Origin of the sequence: Caulobacter sp. Root655 (genome assembly GCF_001427665.1) — a bacterium.
In the GTDB taxonomy this organism is placed as follows: domain Bacteria; phylum Pseudomonadota; class Alphaproteobacteria; order Caulobacterales; family Caulobacteraceae; genus Caulobacter.
This window is the reverse complement of record NZ_LMHC01000003.1, coordinates 36,641-54,115: the sequence shown is the minus strand read 5'-3', so window position 1 is coordinate 54,115 and position 17,475 is coordinate 36,641. Positions and strand designations below refer to the sequence as shown.

Below are 17,475 nucleotides of genomic sequence, written 5' to 3'. Positions count from 1 at the left end.
GCGTGGCCGCATCCGCTGGGGCGGATGAGAAACCAAACGGAGACTAACGCCCCGCCGCCGCCCGTTCCTGATTGAGCGCGAACAAGCGCTCCAGCACCTCGTCGTCCGACAGGCCGTTGGGCCAGCCATAGGCGGCCGCCACGGCGGCGTCGAGGCGCTGGTGAGCCATGGCCAGCCATTGCGGGCGCTGGTTGTAGAGGTTGGTCAGGGTGCGCTTCTTCAACTCAAGCGCCGCCTCCGGACTGACCGGCAGCACGCGGTCGGGATAGCCGGGCACGACCTCGGGCTCGGTCCGCACCAGATCGGCCGGATTGAGCCAGGCCTCACGCAGCCGGTTCAATTCGGCCGCCGCATCGCCGATGGCGATGGCGCGCGGGTCGGCGGCATAGTCGGCGGCGGGGATGTTGGGCGTCAGACCTTCGGGGAAGGGGAAGGTCTCGAAGCATGACTCGGTATTGTAGGTGGGATCGTTTCCGACACCATGCCAAGACGCTGTCCGCAGCGACCAAAGCTCGTGCTGTTTTGAATGAAGCAGGCCAAACAATACGTCGCCATCAGACGCGAATATGAAAATGCGACTGTCTGGTACTGTCGGAGTTTCGAGCCAGCTAAAAGTTCGATGCTTCGCGACCCGAGGTGTCGCGATATACCGTTTCAAGCCATTAAGCTTGCGCCACATTCCCTGACGCGCCTCGACATGACGCCACCAATTGATGCGGTACGTTTCGCGATTATTTCGATCGCGCTCGGGTTTTACGAAAATGAGGGCATGTCGGAAGGGCGTTTCATAGAGGGCAGCTTCGCCCTCCCCCATGGTCCATCCGAAATCGATGATCCATTTATCGGCCGTGCGACGCGTCACATCCATAGCGTTGCGCCAGGGCTTCAAGACCTCGCTATTGGATCGGCCATTCGGGTTGAGCGGCAACCGCAACCACTCGCGGGCGAGGTCACCGGGAATATCGAATGAACCGCCCTTGGTATCGCCCATGAAAGCTGTGCTGGCATTTTCCTTTAGCCGCGCCGACTTGGTGAGGTCAGTCGAGGAGCCGGATAGGTCTGCGTTAATCTGATCAACGCCTTGTCCATTGATCCGCTGCTCGGGGAATCCCCAACCGAAGCCGAACATTGAAACCCGGACGTCCGCGCCATTCAAAACCCACGGCTCATCAGGCCAGACTTCGCGAAGCGCGAACACTTCGGCGATGGGCGCAAGAACGCGTCGATTAGCGCCGCCCCTAATGGAATTGGTCGTCACTAGGCCAGCCCGCTTGCCGCCGCCAAACTGATAGCCGTCCCAAGGATCTCCAACCGCCCGCCAAGCCTTCTCCACCCAGTAGGCGACGAAGTCCGCCTCGGCCGGCACCTTGCCGCGATAGGCCGCGAACAGCCGCTCCACATAGGCGTCGCCCAGGCTGTCGCGCAGCCGCTTGCCGCCCAGGAATGGCGGGTTGCCGACGATCGCGTCCGCCTCCGGCCATACCGCCTCGCTCCCGTCCGCGTTCAGCAGCGCGTCGCGGCACTCGATCTGGTCCAGTGACGACAGGATCGGTTCGGCCAGGCCGGTATAGTTGTTCCTGGCGTTCCATTGCAGGTCGCCGATCCACAGCGTCACCCGCGCCAACTCGGCCGCGTAGTCCTCGATCTCGAGGCCGCGCACGCAGGCCAGGCCGACGCGGGGCGCGGGCACCTCGATGCCCAGGCGCTCGGCGTCGACCAGGGCCCGGCGCTCGATATCCTTCAGGGCGTGCAGGGCCACATAGAGGAAGTTGCCGCTGCCGCAGGCCGGGTCGAGCACGCGATAGGCGGCCAGGCGGCTCAGGAAGGCCTCCAGTCGGTCCTTGGCCAGGCCCAGGGCCGCGTCGGCCCGCTTGGCGATGGCGGTCAGGGCCTTGCGGCGAGCGGCCTCGCCGGCCTTGGCCTTGTCTGGATCGGCCTTCATGGCGTCGGCGGCCGCTTCCAACACCGCCTTGCGTTCGACCTCGGTCGCGGCGCGGGCGTCCATGGCGCCCCGGATCTCGACCAGCGCCGCCTCCCATTCGGCGGTCAAGGGCCAGGTGATCACCGGATCGATGATCTTGAGGATCTTCTCGCGGTCGGTGTAGTGGGCGCCCAGGGCCGCCCGCTCGCGCGTGGCCTTCAGCGCCTCCTCGAACATGTTGCCAAACACCGAGGGGTCCAACTGCGACCAATCATGCAGGTCGGCGGTGTCGCAGATCAGCTTGATGTCGGGCCGCTCCAGCGGCAGGGCGGGCTTGTCGTCGAACAGACCGCCATTGAACCAGCGGATGATGTCCGCCCCGAACAGGCCGCCCGTGCGCATCATGGCGAACAGGGCGTCGAATTGCGGCCCCGCCTCGGCCGGAGGGCGGCCCTGCATCGACCGGGTCATGCGGGTGAACAGGCCTTCAGGCAGCAGCTTGGCGTCTTCCGCGAACATGCAGAAGACCAGGCGATTGAGGAAGTGGGCCACATCGCGTGGGTGATGGCCGCGCTCCTGCAGCCGCCGCCCCAGGTCGCCGAACCGCTGGGCGACCGTGGCGGTCAGTTCCTGGGGGCTGATCTTGGGCTTGAGGCTGTCGGAGCCTTCGAAGACCAGCCGCAACACGGCCAGCTTTTCCGGCTCGTGCAGGTCGTCCAGCGTGAAGACGATCTTGCGGCTGATGGTGTTGGTCCAGCTGGTGTGGACGATGATCCGCTCCATGTCGCAGACCACCAGATAGGGCGGGTTCTCCAGGGCCTGGGCATAGGTCGTCAGTTGGCGCAGGGCCGCGTCGAGGTTCTTGTGCTTGCCCTTGTACTCCCAGCCGAAACAGCCCTTGCGCCAGACATCGGCCCAGCCATCGCCGCCGCCAGTCTTTTCGGCCCCGCGCTCGAAGCAATAGTGGTCGCCGTGCGGATCGTCCTCGGCGGGGGTCGGTTGGCCCAGCATCCGGCACAGGTCGATGAAATGCTCCTGCGCGCCCTGCCGTTCTCGCAGGCTGCTGTCGCTCCATTTTTTGATGAACTGGGCAGGCGTCATGGGGTCTCCGACTCGACTGGGCGACCATAGCCGGACGCGCGCCGCCGGGGGTAGAGCGATCGCGTCGGAGCCCGTTTGCGGATTCGGAATACGCCGGTTCTCCCCTCCGTCGGCTTCGCCGACATCTCCCCCGCAGGGGGATTCTCTCCCTACGGGAGAGGGTTTCCGGCCTCCCTAGTACCCCTCTTCCAAACTCGCCAGCCGCGCCGCCTGGTCCTCGGCGATCAGCGGCTTGATGATGTCGTCCAGGGCGTCGCCCTCGATCACCCGGGCCAGGTTGTAGAGAGTCAGGTTGATGCGGTGGTCGGTGACCCGGCCCTGGGGGAAGTTGTAGGTGCGGATGCGTTCCGACCGGTCGCCGCTGCCGACCTGGCTCTTGCGGGCGTCGGAGCGGGCGGTGTCCAGCGCCTCGCGCTGCATGTCGTAGAGCCGGGCCTTGAGGTTCTTCATCGCCCGGGCGCGGTTCTGGTGCTGGGACTTTTCCGAACTGGTCACCACCACGCCGGTGGGCAGGTGGGTGATGCGCACGGCGGAGTCGGTCTTGTTGACGTGCTGGCCGCCGGCCCCCGACGAGCGGTAGGTGTCGATGCGCAGGTCGCTGTCGTTGATCTCGATCTCGACGTCCTCGGCCTCGGGCAGCACCGCGACGGTGGCGGCCGAGGTGTGGATGCGGCCCTGGGCTTCGGTGGCCGGCACGCGCTGCACGCGGTGCACGCCGCTCTCGAACTTCCAGCGGCCGAACACCCCGTCGCCGGTCACCGAGGCGATGATTTCCTTGAAGCCGCCCATCTCGCCCTCGGAGACGCTGTCGACCTCGACCTTCCAGCCCTGCAGCGACGCGTAGCGCTGGTACATGCGGAACAGGTCGCCGGCGAACAGGGCCGCCTCGTCGCCGCCCGTGCCGGCCCGCACTTCGAGGATGGCCGAGGCGTTCTCGTCCTTGTCGCGCGGGGCCAGCATCAGGGCCAGTTCGCGCTCCATGACCGGCAGCTTCTCGTCCAGCGCCTGCATCTCGTCGGCGACCATGGCGGCCATGTCCGGGTCGCCGGCCATCTCCTCCAGGCCGGCGCGCTCGGCGGCCAGCTTGGCCAGGGCCTCGACGGCCTCGGCCACCGGACGGATCTCGGCGTGCTCCTTGGAGAGCTTGACGATCTCGGCGCCGTCCGTGGCGGCGCCCATACGGGCCTCGACCTCACGGAAGCGGTCGAGAACTTGGTCGAGGCGGGCCTGGGGCAGTCGCAAGGGGAACGTCACATGGTCTGGAGAGATCGGGCGGTCTCTGTACCCCTCGCCGTCGTTCCCGTCGAGTTCGCGGTCAGAACGCCGGCTTGACCTCGATCGACACCACCTGGCGCGGCGAGCGCGAGGGGTGCAGGTCGCCGTCGACCACCAGGCGGTAGGGGCCTTCCTTGGCGTCCAGCGGCTGGCCGTCCTTGGTGTCGGCGATGATCACCGGATTGGCGCGGTAGAACGGGTCGGTCTCGGCCAGGGACAGGATGCTGGTGAAGCCGTCGGCGGCCTTGGCGATCACCACCTGATTCAGGTAGCGGCCCATCAGCCGGTCGCCCGACACCACCCCGGCCTTCAGCAGGGCGGCGTTCAGCACGGCGCCCTCGAAGGTCACCGCGTGGCCCTTGGCCTGGAAGGTCGCCTTGGCGCGCGGCAGGGCCTTGAGGTCGGCGGGGGTCAGGACGATCGAGTCGCGGCCGGCCACGGTGACCTTGAGGTCCTGGGCCAAGGCGGGGGTCCCGGCGAGGGCGGCCACGACGGCCAGGACGAGCGGAAAGCGCATGGGGTGGGCCCTCGGGGTTTGGCCCTGATCTGCGCCTGTTCCACAGGCTCAAGCAAGACCCTCCAACCTCCGCCCATCCCGGCGAATGCCCATGGGCGGTAAGTTACGGAGGTCCTCATCCTGAGGCGCCCGCATAGCGGGCCTCGAAGGACGCAGGGCGCGGCAGATCCGTGCGTCCTTCGAGGCCCGCCGCGAGCGGCGAGCACCTCAGGATGAGGAAAATCAAGCCAGGCCCAAGGCCCGATGTTCCAAACTTACCGCCCATGGGCATTCGCCGGGACGAGCGGATCAAAAGATCAATACAGCAGCGTCTTGCCCATCACCCCCGACCCGTCGGGCAGCGGCGAGACCTGCTTGATCAGCACCTGGCTGGCCTTGGCGAACCAGAAGCGGCTCACCGGGGCCTCGGGGTGGTTGTAGTCGGCGGTCACCACCCAGCAATCGATCTTGCCGCCGCCGGGCAGGCTCAGCGTCTCCGAGCCCGCGACCTTGAAGACGTAGGGGGCCGGCGGGCCGCCGCCCGGATGGTGGAAGACGATGCTGGCCTCGTAGCCCGCCGCCAGCGGCAGGGCCTGGAGGAACTCCATGTCGGTCTCGAAATTGAAGCTCGGCTGGGGCGAGGCGACGTCGTAGTCCTTGGCCGCGTTGTCCGGGAGATCCTTCAGGCCGACGATCCGGTCGGGCCGGAAGGCGAAGCCCTCGATCTTCGACACCCCGTCCTTCTGCGAGCGGCGCTCATGGGTCAGGGGCCGGAACGTGCCGACCTCGAACCAGCTGTCCAGTTGGCGGTTGGACGTCGCGGCGCCCGCCCCGTCCCAGTGCTGGACGATGTGCAGCCGGCGCTGGCCGTCCTGGGTGTCGAAGCGGACCTCGCGGGTCCAGACGTCGACGGCGGTGACGGTGTCGCCGACCTGGCGGTAGCGCAGGTAGCGATGGACGCCGGGCTGGAGCTTGTCGAAGCGGGCCAGGGGCTGGCCGACCGGCACGGGGGTGACGGCGGCCTGGGCCGCGGCCGCGCTCCCCGCCAAGAGGAGCAAGGCGCAGACGGCGGCGCGAACGGCGAGGGACATGGCGACTCCGAAGGGCTTGGACCGCGACACCAGACCCCAAGCGCCGCCGTCCGGCCACTTAAGGTTCGGTAATCCAGCGTTTAGGGCAAGCGCCGTGCGTCCTTCGAGGCCCTCCTCTGGAGGGCGCCTCAGGATGAGGTCGTCAGCAACAATGCTCCTCATCCTGAGGTGCGTAGCGAAGCGAAGCCTCGAAGGACGCACGGCCCTCGCCGAAAACAACCTTCAGCGCCTACTATCCACGGCGCCTAGCCGTGCGAGCCGATGCGCGGCGGCGGCGGCATGTCCTGGACGGCCAGCTGGCGCGGGGCCTCGACCTTCTTCGGGCCCGTCTCCACCACCAGCGGATAGAGCGAGGCGACCAGCAGGGCCGCCATGGTCAGGTTGAAGGCCCGCAGCACCGGCGGCCGGTCGAGGAACCGCCGCATGCCCTGGCCGAACCCGGCCCAGGCGGCGCTGCACGGCGCGCCGACCAGCATGAAGGTCCCCGCCACGATGAACACCGCCAGGGCCGAGCCCTCCGGCGTGTAGGTGGTGACCGCCGTCAGGGCCATGGCCCAGGCCTTGGGATTGACCCACTGGAAGGCGGCCGCGCCCAGGAAGGTCATCGGCCTGGCGGCGGCGTCCTTGTCGCTGATGCCCTTGGCGGTGGCGATCTTCCAGGCCAGCCACAGCAGATAGGCCCCGCCGACCCAGCGCAGCACGTCGTGCAGCACCGGCCAGGCCTTGAACACCCCGCCCAGCCCCAGCCCCATGGCCGCCACCATCACGCCCAGGCCGACGCTGATGCCCAGGATGTGCAGGATCGTCGCCCGGAAGCCGAAATTCGCGCCCGAGGCCAGCAGCATCATGTTGTTGGGGCCCGGCGTGCCGGCGGTGGCGAAGGCGAACAGGACGAAGGCGAGCAGCAGTTGGACGGTCATGACGGATGCTCCCAAGACATCGGGGATGGATGTCATGGTCATCTTGCCAATTGCATCATGAGTCAAAACCTATATTGTTCCAGTGACAATTCTTGGAGACCCCATGGCCGCATGGACCCCGACCCTGCCGCCCGGCGACACGCCGCTCTATGAGCGGCTGCTGGACGCCCTGCGCGCCGACATCGCCGCCGGCGCCCTGACCGACGGCGACCGCCTGCCGCCGCAGCGCGACCTGGCCCACCGCCTTGGCCTGGGCCTGGGCACCGTCACCCGCGCCTATGTCGAGGCCGAGAAGGCCGGGCTGGTGCAGGCCCATGTCGGGCGCGGCAGCTTCGTGCGGAGTCCCGGATCAGCGCCTCGGTCGGCGACCGAGGATCCCGGCCCGATCAATCTCAGCCAGAACATCGCCCCCGTCAGCCCGGGCGGGACCCGGATCGTCCAGACCCTGGCCCGGCTGCAGCGCCGTCCCGACCTGCTGGACAATCTGGCCTACGCCCCCTCGACCGGGCTGGAGACCCACCGCCGGGCCTTCGCGACCTGGCTGTCGCGCACCGCCGGCGTCGAGAACGCCGACTGGCGCCAGCTGATCTGCTGCGCCGGGGCCCAGCAGGCCCTGAGCCTGGCCCTGGCCGCCCTGTGCCGGCCGGGCGACGAGGTGCTGTGCGAAGCCGCCACCTTTCCCGGCGCCCGGGTACTGGCCGACCATGCCGGCTATCGGCTGACCGGCGTGGCCATGGACGGCGAGGGCCTGCTGCCCGACGCCCTCGACCGGGCGGCGGCGAAGGGGGCCAAGGCGGTGTTCGTGCTGCCCACCCTGCAAAATCCCACCGGCCGGATCATGGGCGCCGCCCGCCGCGCCGACATCGTGGCCGTGGCCCGCCGGCGCGACTTGTGGATCATCGAGGACGGCATCTATTCGATCTTCGGCGGCGATCCCCTGCCCGCGCTGGTCGAACTGGCGCCCGAGCGGACGATCCACGTGTCCGGCGTCTCCAAGTCCCTGTCGCCCGGCCTGCGGGTCGGCTTCCTGCTGGCCCCGCTGGGCGACCTGTTCGAACGCGTCGTCCATGCCGTGCGCGCCCAGTTCTACGCCCCGCCCAACTTCGGCGCGCTGATCGCCACCCAGTGGATCGAGGACGGCACGGCCGAGGTGATCGCCGGTGAGATCCGTGACGAAATGGGCCTGCGCCTCGGCCTGGCCCGCGCGATCCTCGGCGCGGCCATCGAGACCCCGGCCTCGGCCTTCAGCCCGCACGTCTGGCTGCCGATGGCCGAGCTGGACGCCGAGCGCCTGGCCGGCCGCGCCCTGCGCGGCGGCGTCGAGCTCACCCCGCCCGGCGCGCCGATCGTCGCCCAGGGCCTGGAGAGCGGGGTGCGGATTTGCCTGGGCGCGGCGACCGACCGGGCGCAACTCGAGCGCGGCCTGCGGGTGGTGGCGACGGCGCTGACCGGGGCGGACGAGCGATCGCGGGCGGTGATCTAGGGGGTCGCGAGTCACGTGGTTCGACCCTCAAAACTCCGCTCATCCCGGCGAATGCCGGGACCCAGATCCCGAAGCGGTGTGGATGACTGGACGGCCTCGGCGCTCATGGCGTCAGGCCCTGCGCTATTCCATCTGGGTCCCGGCGTTCGCCGGGATGAGCGGAGATGGCCCCGCCCTACCGAAAACCCCGCCGCGCCCCCACCTTGGTCCTCAACAGACCGGCCTCGGGCCGGTCGAAAGGAGGTCCCGATGAAGAAGATACTCGGCGTCCACAGCGCCCCCGGCCAGCACTGGGTCGGCGACGGCTTTCCGGTCCGCTCACTGTTCTCCTACGACGGCCTTGGCCAACAGCTCAGCCCGTTCCTGCTGCTCGACTACGGGGGCCCGACGACCTTCGAGCCGACCACCCGTCGGCGCGGCGTCGGCCAGCACCCGCATCGCGGCTTCGAGACCGTGACCATCGTCTACGAGGGCGAAGTCGAGCACCGCGACTCCAGCGGCGGCGGCGGCAAGATCGGCCCCGGCGACGTGCAGTGGATGACCGCCGCCTCGGGCATACTGCACGAGGAATACCACTCCGAAGCCTTCGGCCGCACGGGCGGGGCCTTCGAGATGGTGCAGCTGTGGGTCAACCTGCCCTCACGGGACAAGATGGCTCCGGCCGGCTACCAGACCCTGCTCGACGCGGAAATCCCCGCCGTCGACCTGCCGGACGGCGCGGGCAAGCTGCGGGTGATCGCCGGCGATTATGACGGCCGCCACGGCCCGGCGCGGACCTTCACGCCGATCGACGTCTGGGACGTCCGCCTGAACGCGGGCCACACGGCGGGCTTCGACATCGCCGAAGGCCGCACCCTGGCGGCGATCGTCCTGAAGGGGACAGCGCTGATCAACGGCCAGGAGGTGGTGCGCGACGCCCAGATGGTGGTGTTCGACCGCGAAGCCGGCCGGATCGAGATCGAGGCCAACAGCGACGTCAAGCTGCTGATCCTCAGCGGCGAGCCGATCGACGAGCCGATCGTCGGCTACGGCCCGTTCGTGATGACCAGCGAAGACGAGATCCGCCAGGCGATCACCGACTTCAACAAGGGCGATTTCGGCAAGATCGCCCATTAAAGGTCCGGGACGGCGGCCGACCGCCGTCCCGCGATCCTGTTCCCAGACCCCATCAAGGAGCTCCCATGGCTGTCGCCACCGCCCGCATCGGCGCAACCCGCTATGCGACGACGATCGCCACCGGCCGCCATGCCCTGACGTCCGACGAGCCCGAACGGCTGGGCGGCGCGGACGCCGGGCCCGCCCCGTTCGACCTGCTGCTGTCGGCCCTGGGGGCCTGCACGGCGATCACTCTGAAGATGTACGCCGAGCGCAAGGCCTGGCCGCTGGAGGCGCTGGAGGTGAGGCTGCACTATCACGGCGGCGAGACCCCGCCCCGGATCGAGCGCGTGCTGGTCCCGACGGGGCCGCTGGACGAGGCGCAGCGCGCGCGGCTGGCCGACGTGGCCGAGCGCACACCGGTGACCCTGGCGATCAAGGGCGGGGTGCCGATCGAGACGTCGCTGGGATAGTGAGATGCTCCCCCTTGGAGGCAGGGCAATCGCATATGGCCAAAAACGGTTGTCATCCCGGACGAGCGCGCAGCGCGAAGATCCGGGACCGACGCGTGAACTCAGAGCTTCCGGCGGTCCCGGATCTGCGCTTTGCTTGTCCGGGATGACAGCTCTTTTCGCGGAAAATCCATATGCGATAGCCCTGCCCGTTAGGGGAGCTGTCGCGAAGCGACTGAGGAGGTCTCAACGGCATAGGCCGCACTGCCCCCTCCGGCCCTCTGGGCCATCTCCCCCAGAGGGAGAGGAACTACTCCGCCGCGATCGCCTCGGCGTCCTCGGCCGCCTTCAGCTGGGCCGCGCGTTGTTCGACCAGCTCGACGATGTGGTCGATCATGCCGTCGTTGGACTGCTTGTGGTCGGGCTTGCCGGCCATGTAGACCATGCCCGACCCCGCGCCGCCGCCGGTGAAGCCCAGGTCGGTCATCAGCGCCTCGCCGGGGCCGTTGACCACGCAGCCGATGATCGACAGCGACATCGGCTGGGAGATGTGGGCCAGCCGCGCCTCCAGGGCCTCCACCGTCTTGATGACGTTGAAGCCCTGCCGGGCGCAGGACGGGCAGGCGATGATGTTGACGCCGCGGTGGCGCAGGCCCAGCGACTTCAGGATGTCGAAGCCGACCTTGATCTCTTCCACCGGATCGGCGGCCAGCGACACCCGGATGGTGTCGCCGATGCCGGCCCACAGCATCGAGCCGATGCCGATCGACGACTTGACCGTGCCGGTGCGCAGGGCGCCCGCCTCGGTGACGCCCAGGTGCAGCGGGCAGTCGATGCGCTCGGACAGCTGGTGATAGGCGGCCACCGTCATGAACGGGTCCGACGCCTTCACGCTGATCTTGAACTCGTGGAAATCGTGGTCCTGCAGGATGCGGGCGTGGTTCAGGGCGCTCTCGACCATGGCGTCGGGGCACGGCTCGCCGTACTTTTCCAGCAGCTCGCGCTCCAGCGAGCCGGCGTTGACGCCGATCCGCATCGAGCAGCCGTGGTCGCGGGCCGCCTGGATCACGTCGCGGACCCGGTCGGCGCTGCCGATATTGCCCGGATTGATCCGCAGGCAGGCGGCGCCGGCCTGGGCCGCCTCGATGCCGCGCTTGTAGTGGAAATGGATGTCGGCCACGAGCGGCACCCGCGACTCGCGGGCGATGGTCTTGAAGGCCGCCGTCGAGTCGGTGTCGGGGCACGAGACCCGGACGATGTCGGCGCCGGCCTCTTCCAGCTGGCGGATCTGCTCCAGCGTCGCGGCGGCGTCGCTGGTCAGGGTGTTGGTCATCGACTGGACGGTGATCGGCGCGTCGCCGCCCACCTCGACATTGCCGACACGGATCTTGCGCGACTTGCGACGCTCGATCGAGCGCCACGGACGAAGGTGGGTGTGGTCAGCGGCCATGGGTCAGAACCTAAGGCTTTTGCGGGCGGAACCCAAGGGCGTCGCGGAAATGTCTTGCCGCCCGACTAGCCGCCCAGCTTGCTCAGCGCCGCGGTCGGCGCGGTCATCCGGCTGGTCAGGGCGCCGCCGTTATAGACGTCGAAGGCGGTCGGGTCGGAGACCTCGGCGATCAGCCCGCCGTTGCGCGGGGCGCGGAACGCCTCGCCGGCCGACATCCAGCGCGTGAAGTAGATCGAGCCGTCCGCGCCGTGCACGGTCAGCGAGGCCGGCTTGCGGGCCTGCAGGATCAGGCCGGACGCGTCGGCCTGAGCCGCGCCGTACACCGCGCCCTTGGCCCGGAAGGCCGAGCCCAGGCCGACCAGCTGGCTCGGATCGGCGGGAGCGGCGGCGGCGGCCGTCACGGCGCGGGCCTTGGAGGCGGCGGTCACGGCGTCGGCCGAACCGCCATTGGCGGCGGCGTCGTCGAGGCCGGGGGTCTTGTAGGGTTCCGGCGTGGTGGATTCCACCGGGGCCGGCAGCGGCGCGCCCAGCGACACCGAGCCGCCGTCTCCTCCGCCGCCACCGGCCGGAGCGCGCGGCGCCGCGGCGGCCACGGCGATGGCGTGCGACTGGGCGACCTGGGCGGGCGGGGTGTCCTTGGCGATGGCGCGCTGGGCCACATTCCACAGCACGATGGCGGCCACGACCAGCACGCCCAGGGCCAGGATCAGGCCCAGGCGCGGATCGCGCTCGTGGCGCACGCCGACGGGGGCGCGCAGCGGCTCGCTGTCGTCGGGCGCATCCAGCTTGAAGCGGTCGACGGCGGCGTCGCCGTCCAGGCCCAGCAGCTTGGCGTAGGACTTGACGTAACCGATGGTGAAGGGGCGCGAGGGCAGCTCTTCGAGGCGCAGGGCCTCCAGCGCCTCGATATAGCCCTGGCGGATGCGGGTGGCGTCGGCCACGTCCTGCAGGGTCAGGCCGCGGAACTCACGGGCGGCGCGCAGGGCCGCGCCGATGTCGACGCCATGGTCGACCGAAGGCTGGAACGTCGCCATCGATGGGCCTTCCGGATCGCTGTCGGCGACCAGGTGCAAGTGCGAAACCCTGCCAGTATCCAGCGGCATGGCTGCCATGTGACCTCAAATTCGCGTCGCCCCATTCTCTCAGAAAGAGAACCCGACGACCATGCCCCACCGGATGTACCCGGGATTTGTTAACACTTTATGGTCGATATCAAAGTAAGTGGCGGGATTCAATACACTATAAAGCTGAGCTTGGTTAAGAACCCGCGCCGTCAGACCGCCACGTAAAGCTTGCGCGCCAAGGTTTCGATCTCACCGCGGAGCGATCCGGCCGAGGTCTTCAGCAGGGCCTCAACATTGCGGCGAGCCGCCTCGCGATCGCAGGACAGCACCATTTGCTTGACCGGCCCGATGCCGGCCGGCGGCATGGACAAACGGTCGAAACCCAAGGCCAGCAAGGCGAAAGCCTCCAGCGGGCGCCCCGCCATCTCGCCGCACACCGAGACCGGGGTGCCAGTGTCGGCGCAGGCCTGCTGGATGGTCTTCAGGGCCCGCAGGGCGGCCGGCGACAGCGGGTCATAGCGGTCCGACACTCTAGGGTTGCCGCGATCGGCGGCGAACAGGTACTGCATCAGGTCGTTGGTGCCGACCGAGACGAAGTCGGTCATCGGCAGCAGTGCGTCCAGATGCCACAGCAGCGACGGCGCCTCGATCATCGCCCCGACGTCCAGCCGGGCCGGTTCGGGCCGGCCGCGCTTCAGGGCCCAGGCCACTTCCTGGTCGACGAAGGCGCGGGCGGCGCGGAACTCGTCCACATTGGCCACCAGCGGGAACATGATCCGCAGCTCGCGGCCCTTGGCGGCCTTGATCAGGGCGCGGATCTGCATGCGCAGCAGGGCCGGCCGGTCCAGGCCCATGCGGATGGCGCGCCAGCCCAGGGCCGGATTGTCCTCGCGCTCCAGCTCCATGTACGGCAGCAGCTTGTCGCCGCCGAGGTCGAGGGTGCGGAACGTGACCGGCATGCCCTGGGCGGCGTCGAGCACCTTCTCGTAGAGGCTGGTCTGGGCCTCCAGCCGGGGCATTTCCTCGGCGACCATGAACTGGAACTCGGTGCGGAACAGGCCGATGCCCTCGGCCCCGGTCTCGCCCAGGATGTCCAGGTCGACGGCCAGGCCGGCGTTCATCAGCAAGGTGACCTTGTCGCCGTCCTTGGTGATGGCCGGCGTGTCGCGCAGCCGGGCGAACTCGGCCTTGCGCTGGGCGCGGACCTCCATCCGGGCCCGCAGCGCCTTGATGACGTCGGCACGCGGCCGCAGCCAGGCCTCGGCGGTCTCGGCGTCGACCACCACCGGGTCGCCCTCGTTGACGCGGTCGCGCAGGCCGGCCAGGCGGCCGACACAGGGGATGTCCAGGGCCCGGGCGACGATGCCGGCGTGGCTGGCGGCCGAGCCTTCCTCGAGCAGGATGCCCTTCAGCTTGGTGCGGTCGTATTCCAGCAGGTCGGCGGGGCCCAGGTTGCGGGCGATCAGGATGGCGTCGTCAGGCAAGACGCGCACGGCATGGACGTCGCCCGACAGGTGGCGCAGCAGCCGGTCGTTGAGGTCTTCCAGATCGTGCAGGCGCTCGCGCAGATAGGGGTCGCGGGCCTGGCCCAGGCGGGCGCGATGCTCGGACCGCACGCGTTCGACCGCGGCCTCCGCCGTGAGCCCTGAACGCACGGCCTCCTGCAGCGACCGGTTCCAGCCTCGGTCGTGGGCGAACATCCGGTAGGTCTCGAGCACCTCGTAGGAGGCGCCGACCAGGCCATGCTGGCCGTCCAGCATCTCGTCGATCTGGGTCTGCAGGGCCTCGATCGCCGCCTTGAGCTTGGCTTCCTCGGCCGCGGCGTCGTCGGACAGCAGCTGCTCGGGGGCCACCGGCTGCTCGTGCAGCACGGCCACGCCATAGGCCAGCCCCTCGGCGAAGCGCGCGCCCTTCAGCCGTTCCGGCTTGTGGGGCGCGATCTCGACGTCCTTGAGCTCGGTCAGACCCAGCAGTTCACCGGCGCTGACCATCTCGGCCAGGACCATGGCGATGATCTGCAGATCCTCGACCTCTTCCTCGCCATAGACCCGCTCGGTGCGGTTCTGGACGACCAGCACGCCGATCGAGCGGCCGCCGCGCAGCAGGGGCACGGCCAGGAAGGCGTGGTAAGGGTCTTCGCCGGTTTCCGGGCGGTAGGAGAAGGCCGGATGGCTGGCGGCGTCCGACAGGTTCAGCGGCCGGCCCAGGCGCATGGTCTCGCCGACCAGGCCCTCGCCGGGCTTCATGCGCGTGACGTGGACGGCGTCGCGCGACAGGCCCTCGGTGGCGAACAGTTCGAGATCGCCGGAGGCGCGGCGCAGATAGATCGAGCAGACCTCGGCGACCATCGAGATGGCGATGGTGCGCACCACCATGTCGAGCTTGGCCTGGGCGGGCCCGCCACCGGCCATGGCCTCGCGAATCTGCCGAAGCAGGCTGCGTGGTCCCCGAACAGCGATCCCGGACGCCGCCATGTTTTCGCGCGCACTCCCTTGCTCGACGCGGCTTAGCCTGACTGGACGCGCCAGGGGTTAAGAAGCCGGATCGCTCCGAGCGGGCTATAGCAGATTTCGCGCGCCGCACAGCGTTCGCTCGCGGTCAAATCGCCGATGGCGCACGAAAAGGCGCCGCCCCTCGGGAGGGACGGCGCCGGATCGCTCGCGGGGATCAGCCGTTAGCGGCGCTGGCCGTAGTAACCATTGCCATAGCCGTTACCGTCGTAGCGGTAGCCGGTGTTGTAGCGGTCGCCGCGGTCGTCGCGGTCACGGCGACCTTCGTAGCGGTGGTCGTAGCCCGATTGGCCGTAACCCGACTGGCCGTAGCCGTTGCCGTTGCCGTACTGGCCATAGCCGTTGTTGTGGCCGTAGCCGCTGTTGTAGCTCGACCCGTAGCCGGCGCCGTAGCGGGTGTCGCGATAGCCGCTGGAATAGCGACGGTCGTAACGGTCGCCGTGGCCGGTCGAGGCGCCGAGGGCGGCGCCGGCGACGGCGCCGATGGCGATGCCGCCCTTGTCGCCGTCCGACAGGGCCGCGCCGGCGATGCCGCCGATCAGGGCGCCGAGGATGGCGCGCTCGGTCTTGTTGTTGCGGTCACCGGCGAAGGCGGCCGAGGCGGGCAGGACGAGGGCGCCGGTCACGGCCGCGGCGACGGCGATCTTCGTGAACTTACCGAGGGTCTTCATGGCACTGCTTCCTTTTCGAAGCGTCGCCAGATCGGAAGAAGTCCGGTGCGGCGCTGTTGGGACCCTTTTCGCAAATCGGCGTTGAACCCGGTCTGAACGGTGATGTTCAGGTTGCGGTCATGTTCGGCGGGACGCCGTGCGTCCTTCGAGGCTCGGCTACGCCTCGCACCTCAGGATGAGGAAGTCAGAGCAACAAAGCCCCTCATCCTGAGGCGCCCGCGCAGCGGGCCTCGAAGGACGCAGTGAGCCCTACTCCGCCGGATGCCCTTCCGCCGCCGGCCGATGCAGGTGCACCGACCACAGCACCCCGGCCAGCATCAGGACGATGGCGGCGGTCTCCAGCGGCAGGGGCCATCGGCCCTCGTGCAGGAAGCCGTACAGCAGGGCGAACAGGGTCTCGAAGACGATCAACTGGCCCGACAGGCTGAGCGGCAGCAGACGGCTGGCGGTGTTCCACAGGCCGTTGCCGATCACCGAGGCCCCCAGGGCGACGGCCAGGCTGACGCCCCAGAACAGCATCCAGGCGGCCTGCGGGTGCGATGCGCCGGGCAGAGCGAAGGCCGGGATGATCAGCAGCAGCGACAGCAGGCCGGTGACCACCCCGGTCAGCAGCGACCATTCGTGGCCGGTGAAGCGTGGCGTCGCCGCCAGCCGCCGGGCGTTCCACACCGCATAGACCGTCCACACCGCCAGCGCCCCGGCCGCCGCCAGCAGGCCCAGCGACAGCCGCGCCACGCTGACGCCGGTGGCGGTCTGGAAGGCGGCGATATTGATGCAGAGCACGCCGGCGGCGACCAGCAGCAACGGCGCGGCCAGCTTGCGCAGGGCCACGCCCTCGCCACGCTTGGCCCCGACCAGGGTGATGGTCACCGGCAAGAGACCGATGATCAGCGAGGCCGGCGCGACCCCGGCGATCTGCACCGACACCGCCAGGCAGACGTAATAGACGATGTTGCCCAGCAGGCTGAGCCCGGCCAGGTCGCGCCAGTCGACGAGGGTCAGCTTGGCCAGCACCGTTCGGGCGCTGGGGACCAGCAGGGCCGCCGAGGCCAGGCCGTAGCAGACGTAGCGTCCGGCGGTCATCTGCAGCGGCGTGAAGGCGGCCAGCAACTCCGGCGCCAGGAACACCCCGCCCCAGAACGCCCCCGCGACGAGGCCACAGGTCAGGCCGATCAGGAGGCGTTGCTGGTGGGTCATGGCTGGGAGCTTGGCTCGGGAGGCTTGACGAAGGCTAGGGGCACGCAAGCGTGACCGCTCATCCCCCGCTTAATGCGGCGATGACGAGCGGGGGCTAGCCGTGCCCCGGCAGGGCCAACGGCGCGCTGATCGACTCGACCAGTTGCCGAGCCTGCTCGACCGCCGCGTCGATGTCGGCCTCGATGAACTCGACCTCGGCGTCCGTCAAAGGATGTGGGGCGGCGATGGTGTCGCGCAAATAGGCGCGCTTCTCGGGCTCGGTCATGGTCCACCAGCCGACGGTGTGGCCTTCCTCGATCACAGCGTCGCCCATGGCCAGCAGGTCGTCCTCGTCGAAGATCGGCCGGCCGGGCTGCTCGGGGAACCACTGGCCGTCGTCGGGCAGGAACTGGTCCAGTTGCTTGAGCAGGGCCGCCAGCCACGGGCTGACCAGCAACGGCTTCTCGTAGCCGTCGCCGAACTTGGCGCGCAGCAACAGGTCGTACAGCAGGTCCAGGCCCGCATCGCCCTCGAAGGTGACGGACTTGCGCTCGGGGTCGAACCTGAACACCGACATGGGAACTCCTTGGGGGTGACGTTTACAGGCTCATACCGTCAGAAGGCGACATTTAGCTAACGCCGTGCGTCCTTCGAGGCCCGCTGCGCGGGCGCCTCAGGATGAGGAGATTCTCAAACCGACCGGCATCACAAAATACCTCATCCTGAGGTGCGAGCCGCGGGCGAGCCTCGAAGGACGCAGGGCGTTTCAG

The 17,475-nt window shown here is 69.0% G+C and carries 14 protein-coding genes and 2 pseudogenes; 4 read left to right on the top strand and 12 right to left on the bottom strand.

Translation table 11 applies throughout. From position 1 onward, the window contains the following. Window positions 1–43: 43 nt before the first annotated feature. From ASD79_RS06095 to ASD79_RS06075, 5 genes are all read right to left on the bottom strand, one after another. Window positions 44–3,022, bottom strand: coding sequence for a class I SAM-dependent DNA methyltransferase (locus ASD79_RS06095; RefSeq protein ID WP_056720153.1), 2,979 nt, complete (start codon window positions 3,020–3,022; stop codon window positions 44–46). Between the two features lie 174 nt (window positions 3,023–3,196). Next, complete coding sequence (gene prfA, locus ASD79_RS06090) at window positions 3,197–4,264, bottom strand: peptide chain release factor 1 (RefSeq protein ID WP_082584828.1); 1,068 nt, start codon at window positions 4,262–4,264, stop codon at window positions 3,197–3,199. A 73-nt stretch (window positions 4,265–4,337) separates the two neighbouring features. Continuing rightward, complete coding sequence (locus tag ASD79_RS06085; protein ID WP_056720151.1) at window positions 4,338–4,814, bottom strand: hypothetical protein; 477 nt, start codon at window positions 4,812–4,814, stop codon at window positions 4,338–4,340. A 296-nt stretch (window positions 4,815–5,110) separates the two neighbouring features. Further along, window positions 5,111–5,884 carry a DUF3108 domain-containing protein gene (locus ASD79_RS06080; protein WP_056720150.1) on the bottom strand — a complete coding sequence of 258 codons (774 nt, stop codon included), beginning with the start codon at window positions 5,882–5,884 and terminating at the stop codon, window positions 5,111–5,113. Between the two features lie 245 nt (window positions 5,885–6,129). Beyond that, window positions 6,130–6,804, bottom strand: coding sequence for a LysE family translocator (locus tag ASD79_RS06075; RefSeq protein ID WP_056720149.1), 675 nt, complete (start codon window positions 6,802–6,804; stop codon window positions 6,130–6,132). 103 nt (window positions 6,805–6,907) lie between these two features. On the opposite strand from ASD79_RS06075, the gene ASD79_RS06070 reads away from it, so the two are divergent. From ASD79_RS06070 to ASD79_RS06060, 3 genes are all read left to right on the top strand, one after another. Next, the gene (locus tag ASD79_RS06070) at window positions 6,908–8,287 is read left to right on the top strand and encodes a PLP-dependent aminotransferase family protein (protein ID WP_056720148.1); all 1,380 of its coding nucleotides are present in this window, start codon (window positions 6,908–6,910) and stop codon (window positions 8,285–8,287) included. Window positions 8,288–8,536: 249 nt separating this feature from the next. Further along, window positions 8,537–9,403 carry a pirin family protein gene (locus ASD79_RS06065; protein WP_056720147.1) on the top strand — a complete coding sequence of 289 codons (867 nt, stop codon included), beginning with the start codon at window positions 8,537–8,539 and terminating at the stop codon, window positions 9,401–9,403. Window positions 9,404–9,468: 65 nt separating this feature from the next. After that, on the top strand, window positions 9,469–9,855 hold the full coding sequence (locus tag ASD79_RS06060; protein WP_056720146.1) for an OsmC family protein: 387 nt from the start codon (window positions 9,469–9,471) through the stop codon (window positions 9,853–9,855). Between the two features lie 289 nt (window positions 9,856–10,144). Here the strand turns inward: ASD79_RS06060 and ispG are convergent, their stop codons facing one another. The 4 genes from ispG to ASD79_RS06040 all read right to left on the bottom strand — a co-directional run bounded on the left by ispG (window position 10,145) and on the right by ASD79_RS06040 (window position 15,529). Then, the gene (ispG, locus tag ASD79_RS06055) at window positions 10,145–11,284 is read right to left on the bottom strand and encodes a flavodoxin-dependent (E)-4-hydroxy-3-methylbut-2-enyl-diphosphate synthase (protein ID WP_056720145.1); all 1,140 of its coding nucleotides are present in this window, start codon (window positions 11,282–11,284) and stop codon (window positions 10,145–10,147) included. Between the two features lie 65 nt (window positions 11,285–11,349). Further along, the gene (locus ASD79_RS06050) at window positions 11,350–12,387 is read right to left on the bottom strand and encodes a RodZ family helix-turn-helix domain-containing protein (protein ID WP_056720144.1); all 1,038 of its coding nucleotides are present in this window, start codon (window positions 12,385–12,387) and stop codon (window positions 11,350–11,352) included. Between the two features lie 170 nt (window positions 12,388–12,557). Further along, window positions 12,558–14,822, bottom strand: a complete 2,265-nt coding sequence (ptsP, locus tag ASD79_RS06045; RefSeq protein ID WP_035036582.1) for a phosphoenolpyruvate--protein phosphotransferase — start codon at window positions 14,820–14,822, stop codon at window positions 12,558–12,560. 200 nt (window positions 14,823–15,022) lie between these two features. After that, window positions 15,023–15,529, bottom strand: a complete 507-nt coding sequence (locus tag ASD79_RS06040; protein ID WP_056720143.1) for a glycine zipper 2TM domain-containing protein — start codon at window positions 15,527–15,529, stop codon at window positions 15,023–15,025. 102 nt (window positions 15,530–15,631) lie between these two features. On the opposite strand from ASD79_RS06040, the pseudogene ASD79_RS24905 reads away from it, so the two are divergent. After that, a pseudogene (locus ASD79_RS24905) lies at window positions 15,632–15,771 on the top strand (hypothetical protein); the annotation flags it as partial. A gap of 7 nt (window positions 15,772–15,778) precedes the next feature. Here ASD79_RS24905 and ASD79_RS06035 read toward each other — a convergent pair. The 3 genes and pseudogenes from ASD79_RS06035 to ASD79_RS23765 all read right to left on the bottom strand — a co-directional run bounded on the left by ASD79_RS06035 (window position 15,779) and on the right by ASD79_RS23765 (window position 17,475). Continuing rightward, window positions 15,779–16,726 carry a DMT family transporter gene (locus ASD79_RS06035; protein WP_056720142.1) on the bottom strand — a complete coding sequence of 316 codons (948 nt, stop codon included), beginning with the start codon at window positions 16,724–16,726 and terminating at the stop codon, window positions 15,779–15,781. 94 nt (window positions 16,727–16,820) lie between these two features. After that, complete coding sequence (locus ASD79_RS06030) at window positions 16,821–17,282, bottom strand: hypothetical protein (protein WP_056720141.1); 462 nt, start codon at window positions 17,280–17,282, stop codon at window positions 16,821–16,823. 56 nt (window positions 17,283–17,338) lie between these two features. Further along, window positions 17,339–17,475 (bottom strand): annotated as a pseudogene (locus ASD79_RS23765) (hypothetical protein).

Coding starts and splice junctions, on each gene's coding strand:
- ASD79_RS06030 (WP_056720141.1), bottom strand. CDS start 17,282: ATGTCGGTGTTCAGGTTCGACCCCGAGCGCAAGTCCGTCACCTTCGAG.
- ASD79_RS06065 (WP_056720147.1), top strand. CDS start 8,537: ATGAAGAAGATACTCGGCGTCCACAGCGCCCCCGGCCAGCACTGGGTC.
- ASD79_RS06080 (WP_056720150.1), bottom strand. CDS start 5,884: ATGTCCCTCGCCGTTCGCGCCGCCGTCTGCGCCTTGCTCCTCTTGGCG.
- ispG (WP_056720145.1), bottom strand. CDS start 11,284: ATGGCCGCTGACCACACCCACCTTCGTCCGTGGCGCTCGATCGAGCGT.
- ASD79_RS06070 (WP_056720148.1), top strand. CDS start 6,908: ATGGCCGCATGGACCCCGACCCTGCCGCCCGGCGACACGCCGCTCTAT.
- ASD79_RS06085 (WP_056720151.1), bottom strand. CDS start 4,814: ATGCGCTTTCCGCTCGTCCTGGCCGTCGTGGCCGCCCTCGCCGGGACC.
- ASD79_RS06035 (WP_056720142.1), bottom strand. CDS start 16,726: ATGACCCACCAGCAACGCCTCCTGATCGGCCTGACCTGTGGCCTCGTC.
- ptsP (WP_035036582.1), bottom strand. CDS start 14,822: ATGGCGGCGTCCGGGATCGCTGTTCGGGGACCACGCAGCCTGCTTCGG.
- ASD79_RS06075 (WP_056720149.1), bottom strand. CDS start 6,804: ATGACCGTCCAACTGCTGCTCGCCTTCGTCCTGTTCGCCTTCGCCACC.
- ASD79_RS06060 (WP_056720146.1), top strand. CDS start 9,469: ATGGCTGTCGCCACCGCCCGCATCGGCGCAACCCGCTATGCGACGACG.
- ASD79_RS06050 (WP_056720144.1), bottom strand. CDS start 12,387: ATGCCGCTGGATACTGGCAGGGTTTCGCACTTGCACCTGGTCGCCGAC.
- ASD79_RS06095 (WP_056720153.1), bottom strand. CDS start 3,022: ATGACGCCTGCCCAGTTCATCAAAAAATGGAGCGACAGCAGCCTGCGA.
- ASD79_RS06040 (WP_056720143.1), bottom strand. CDS start 15,529: ATGAAGACCCTCGGTAAGTTCACGAAGATCGCCGTCGCCGCGGCCGTG.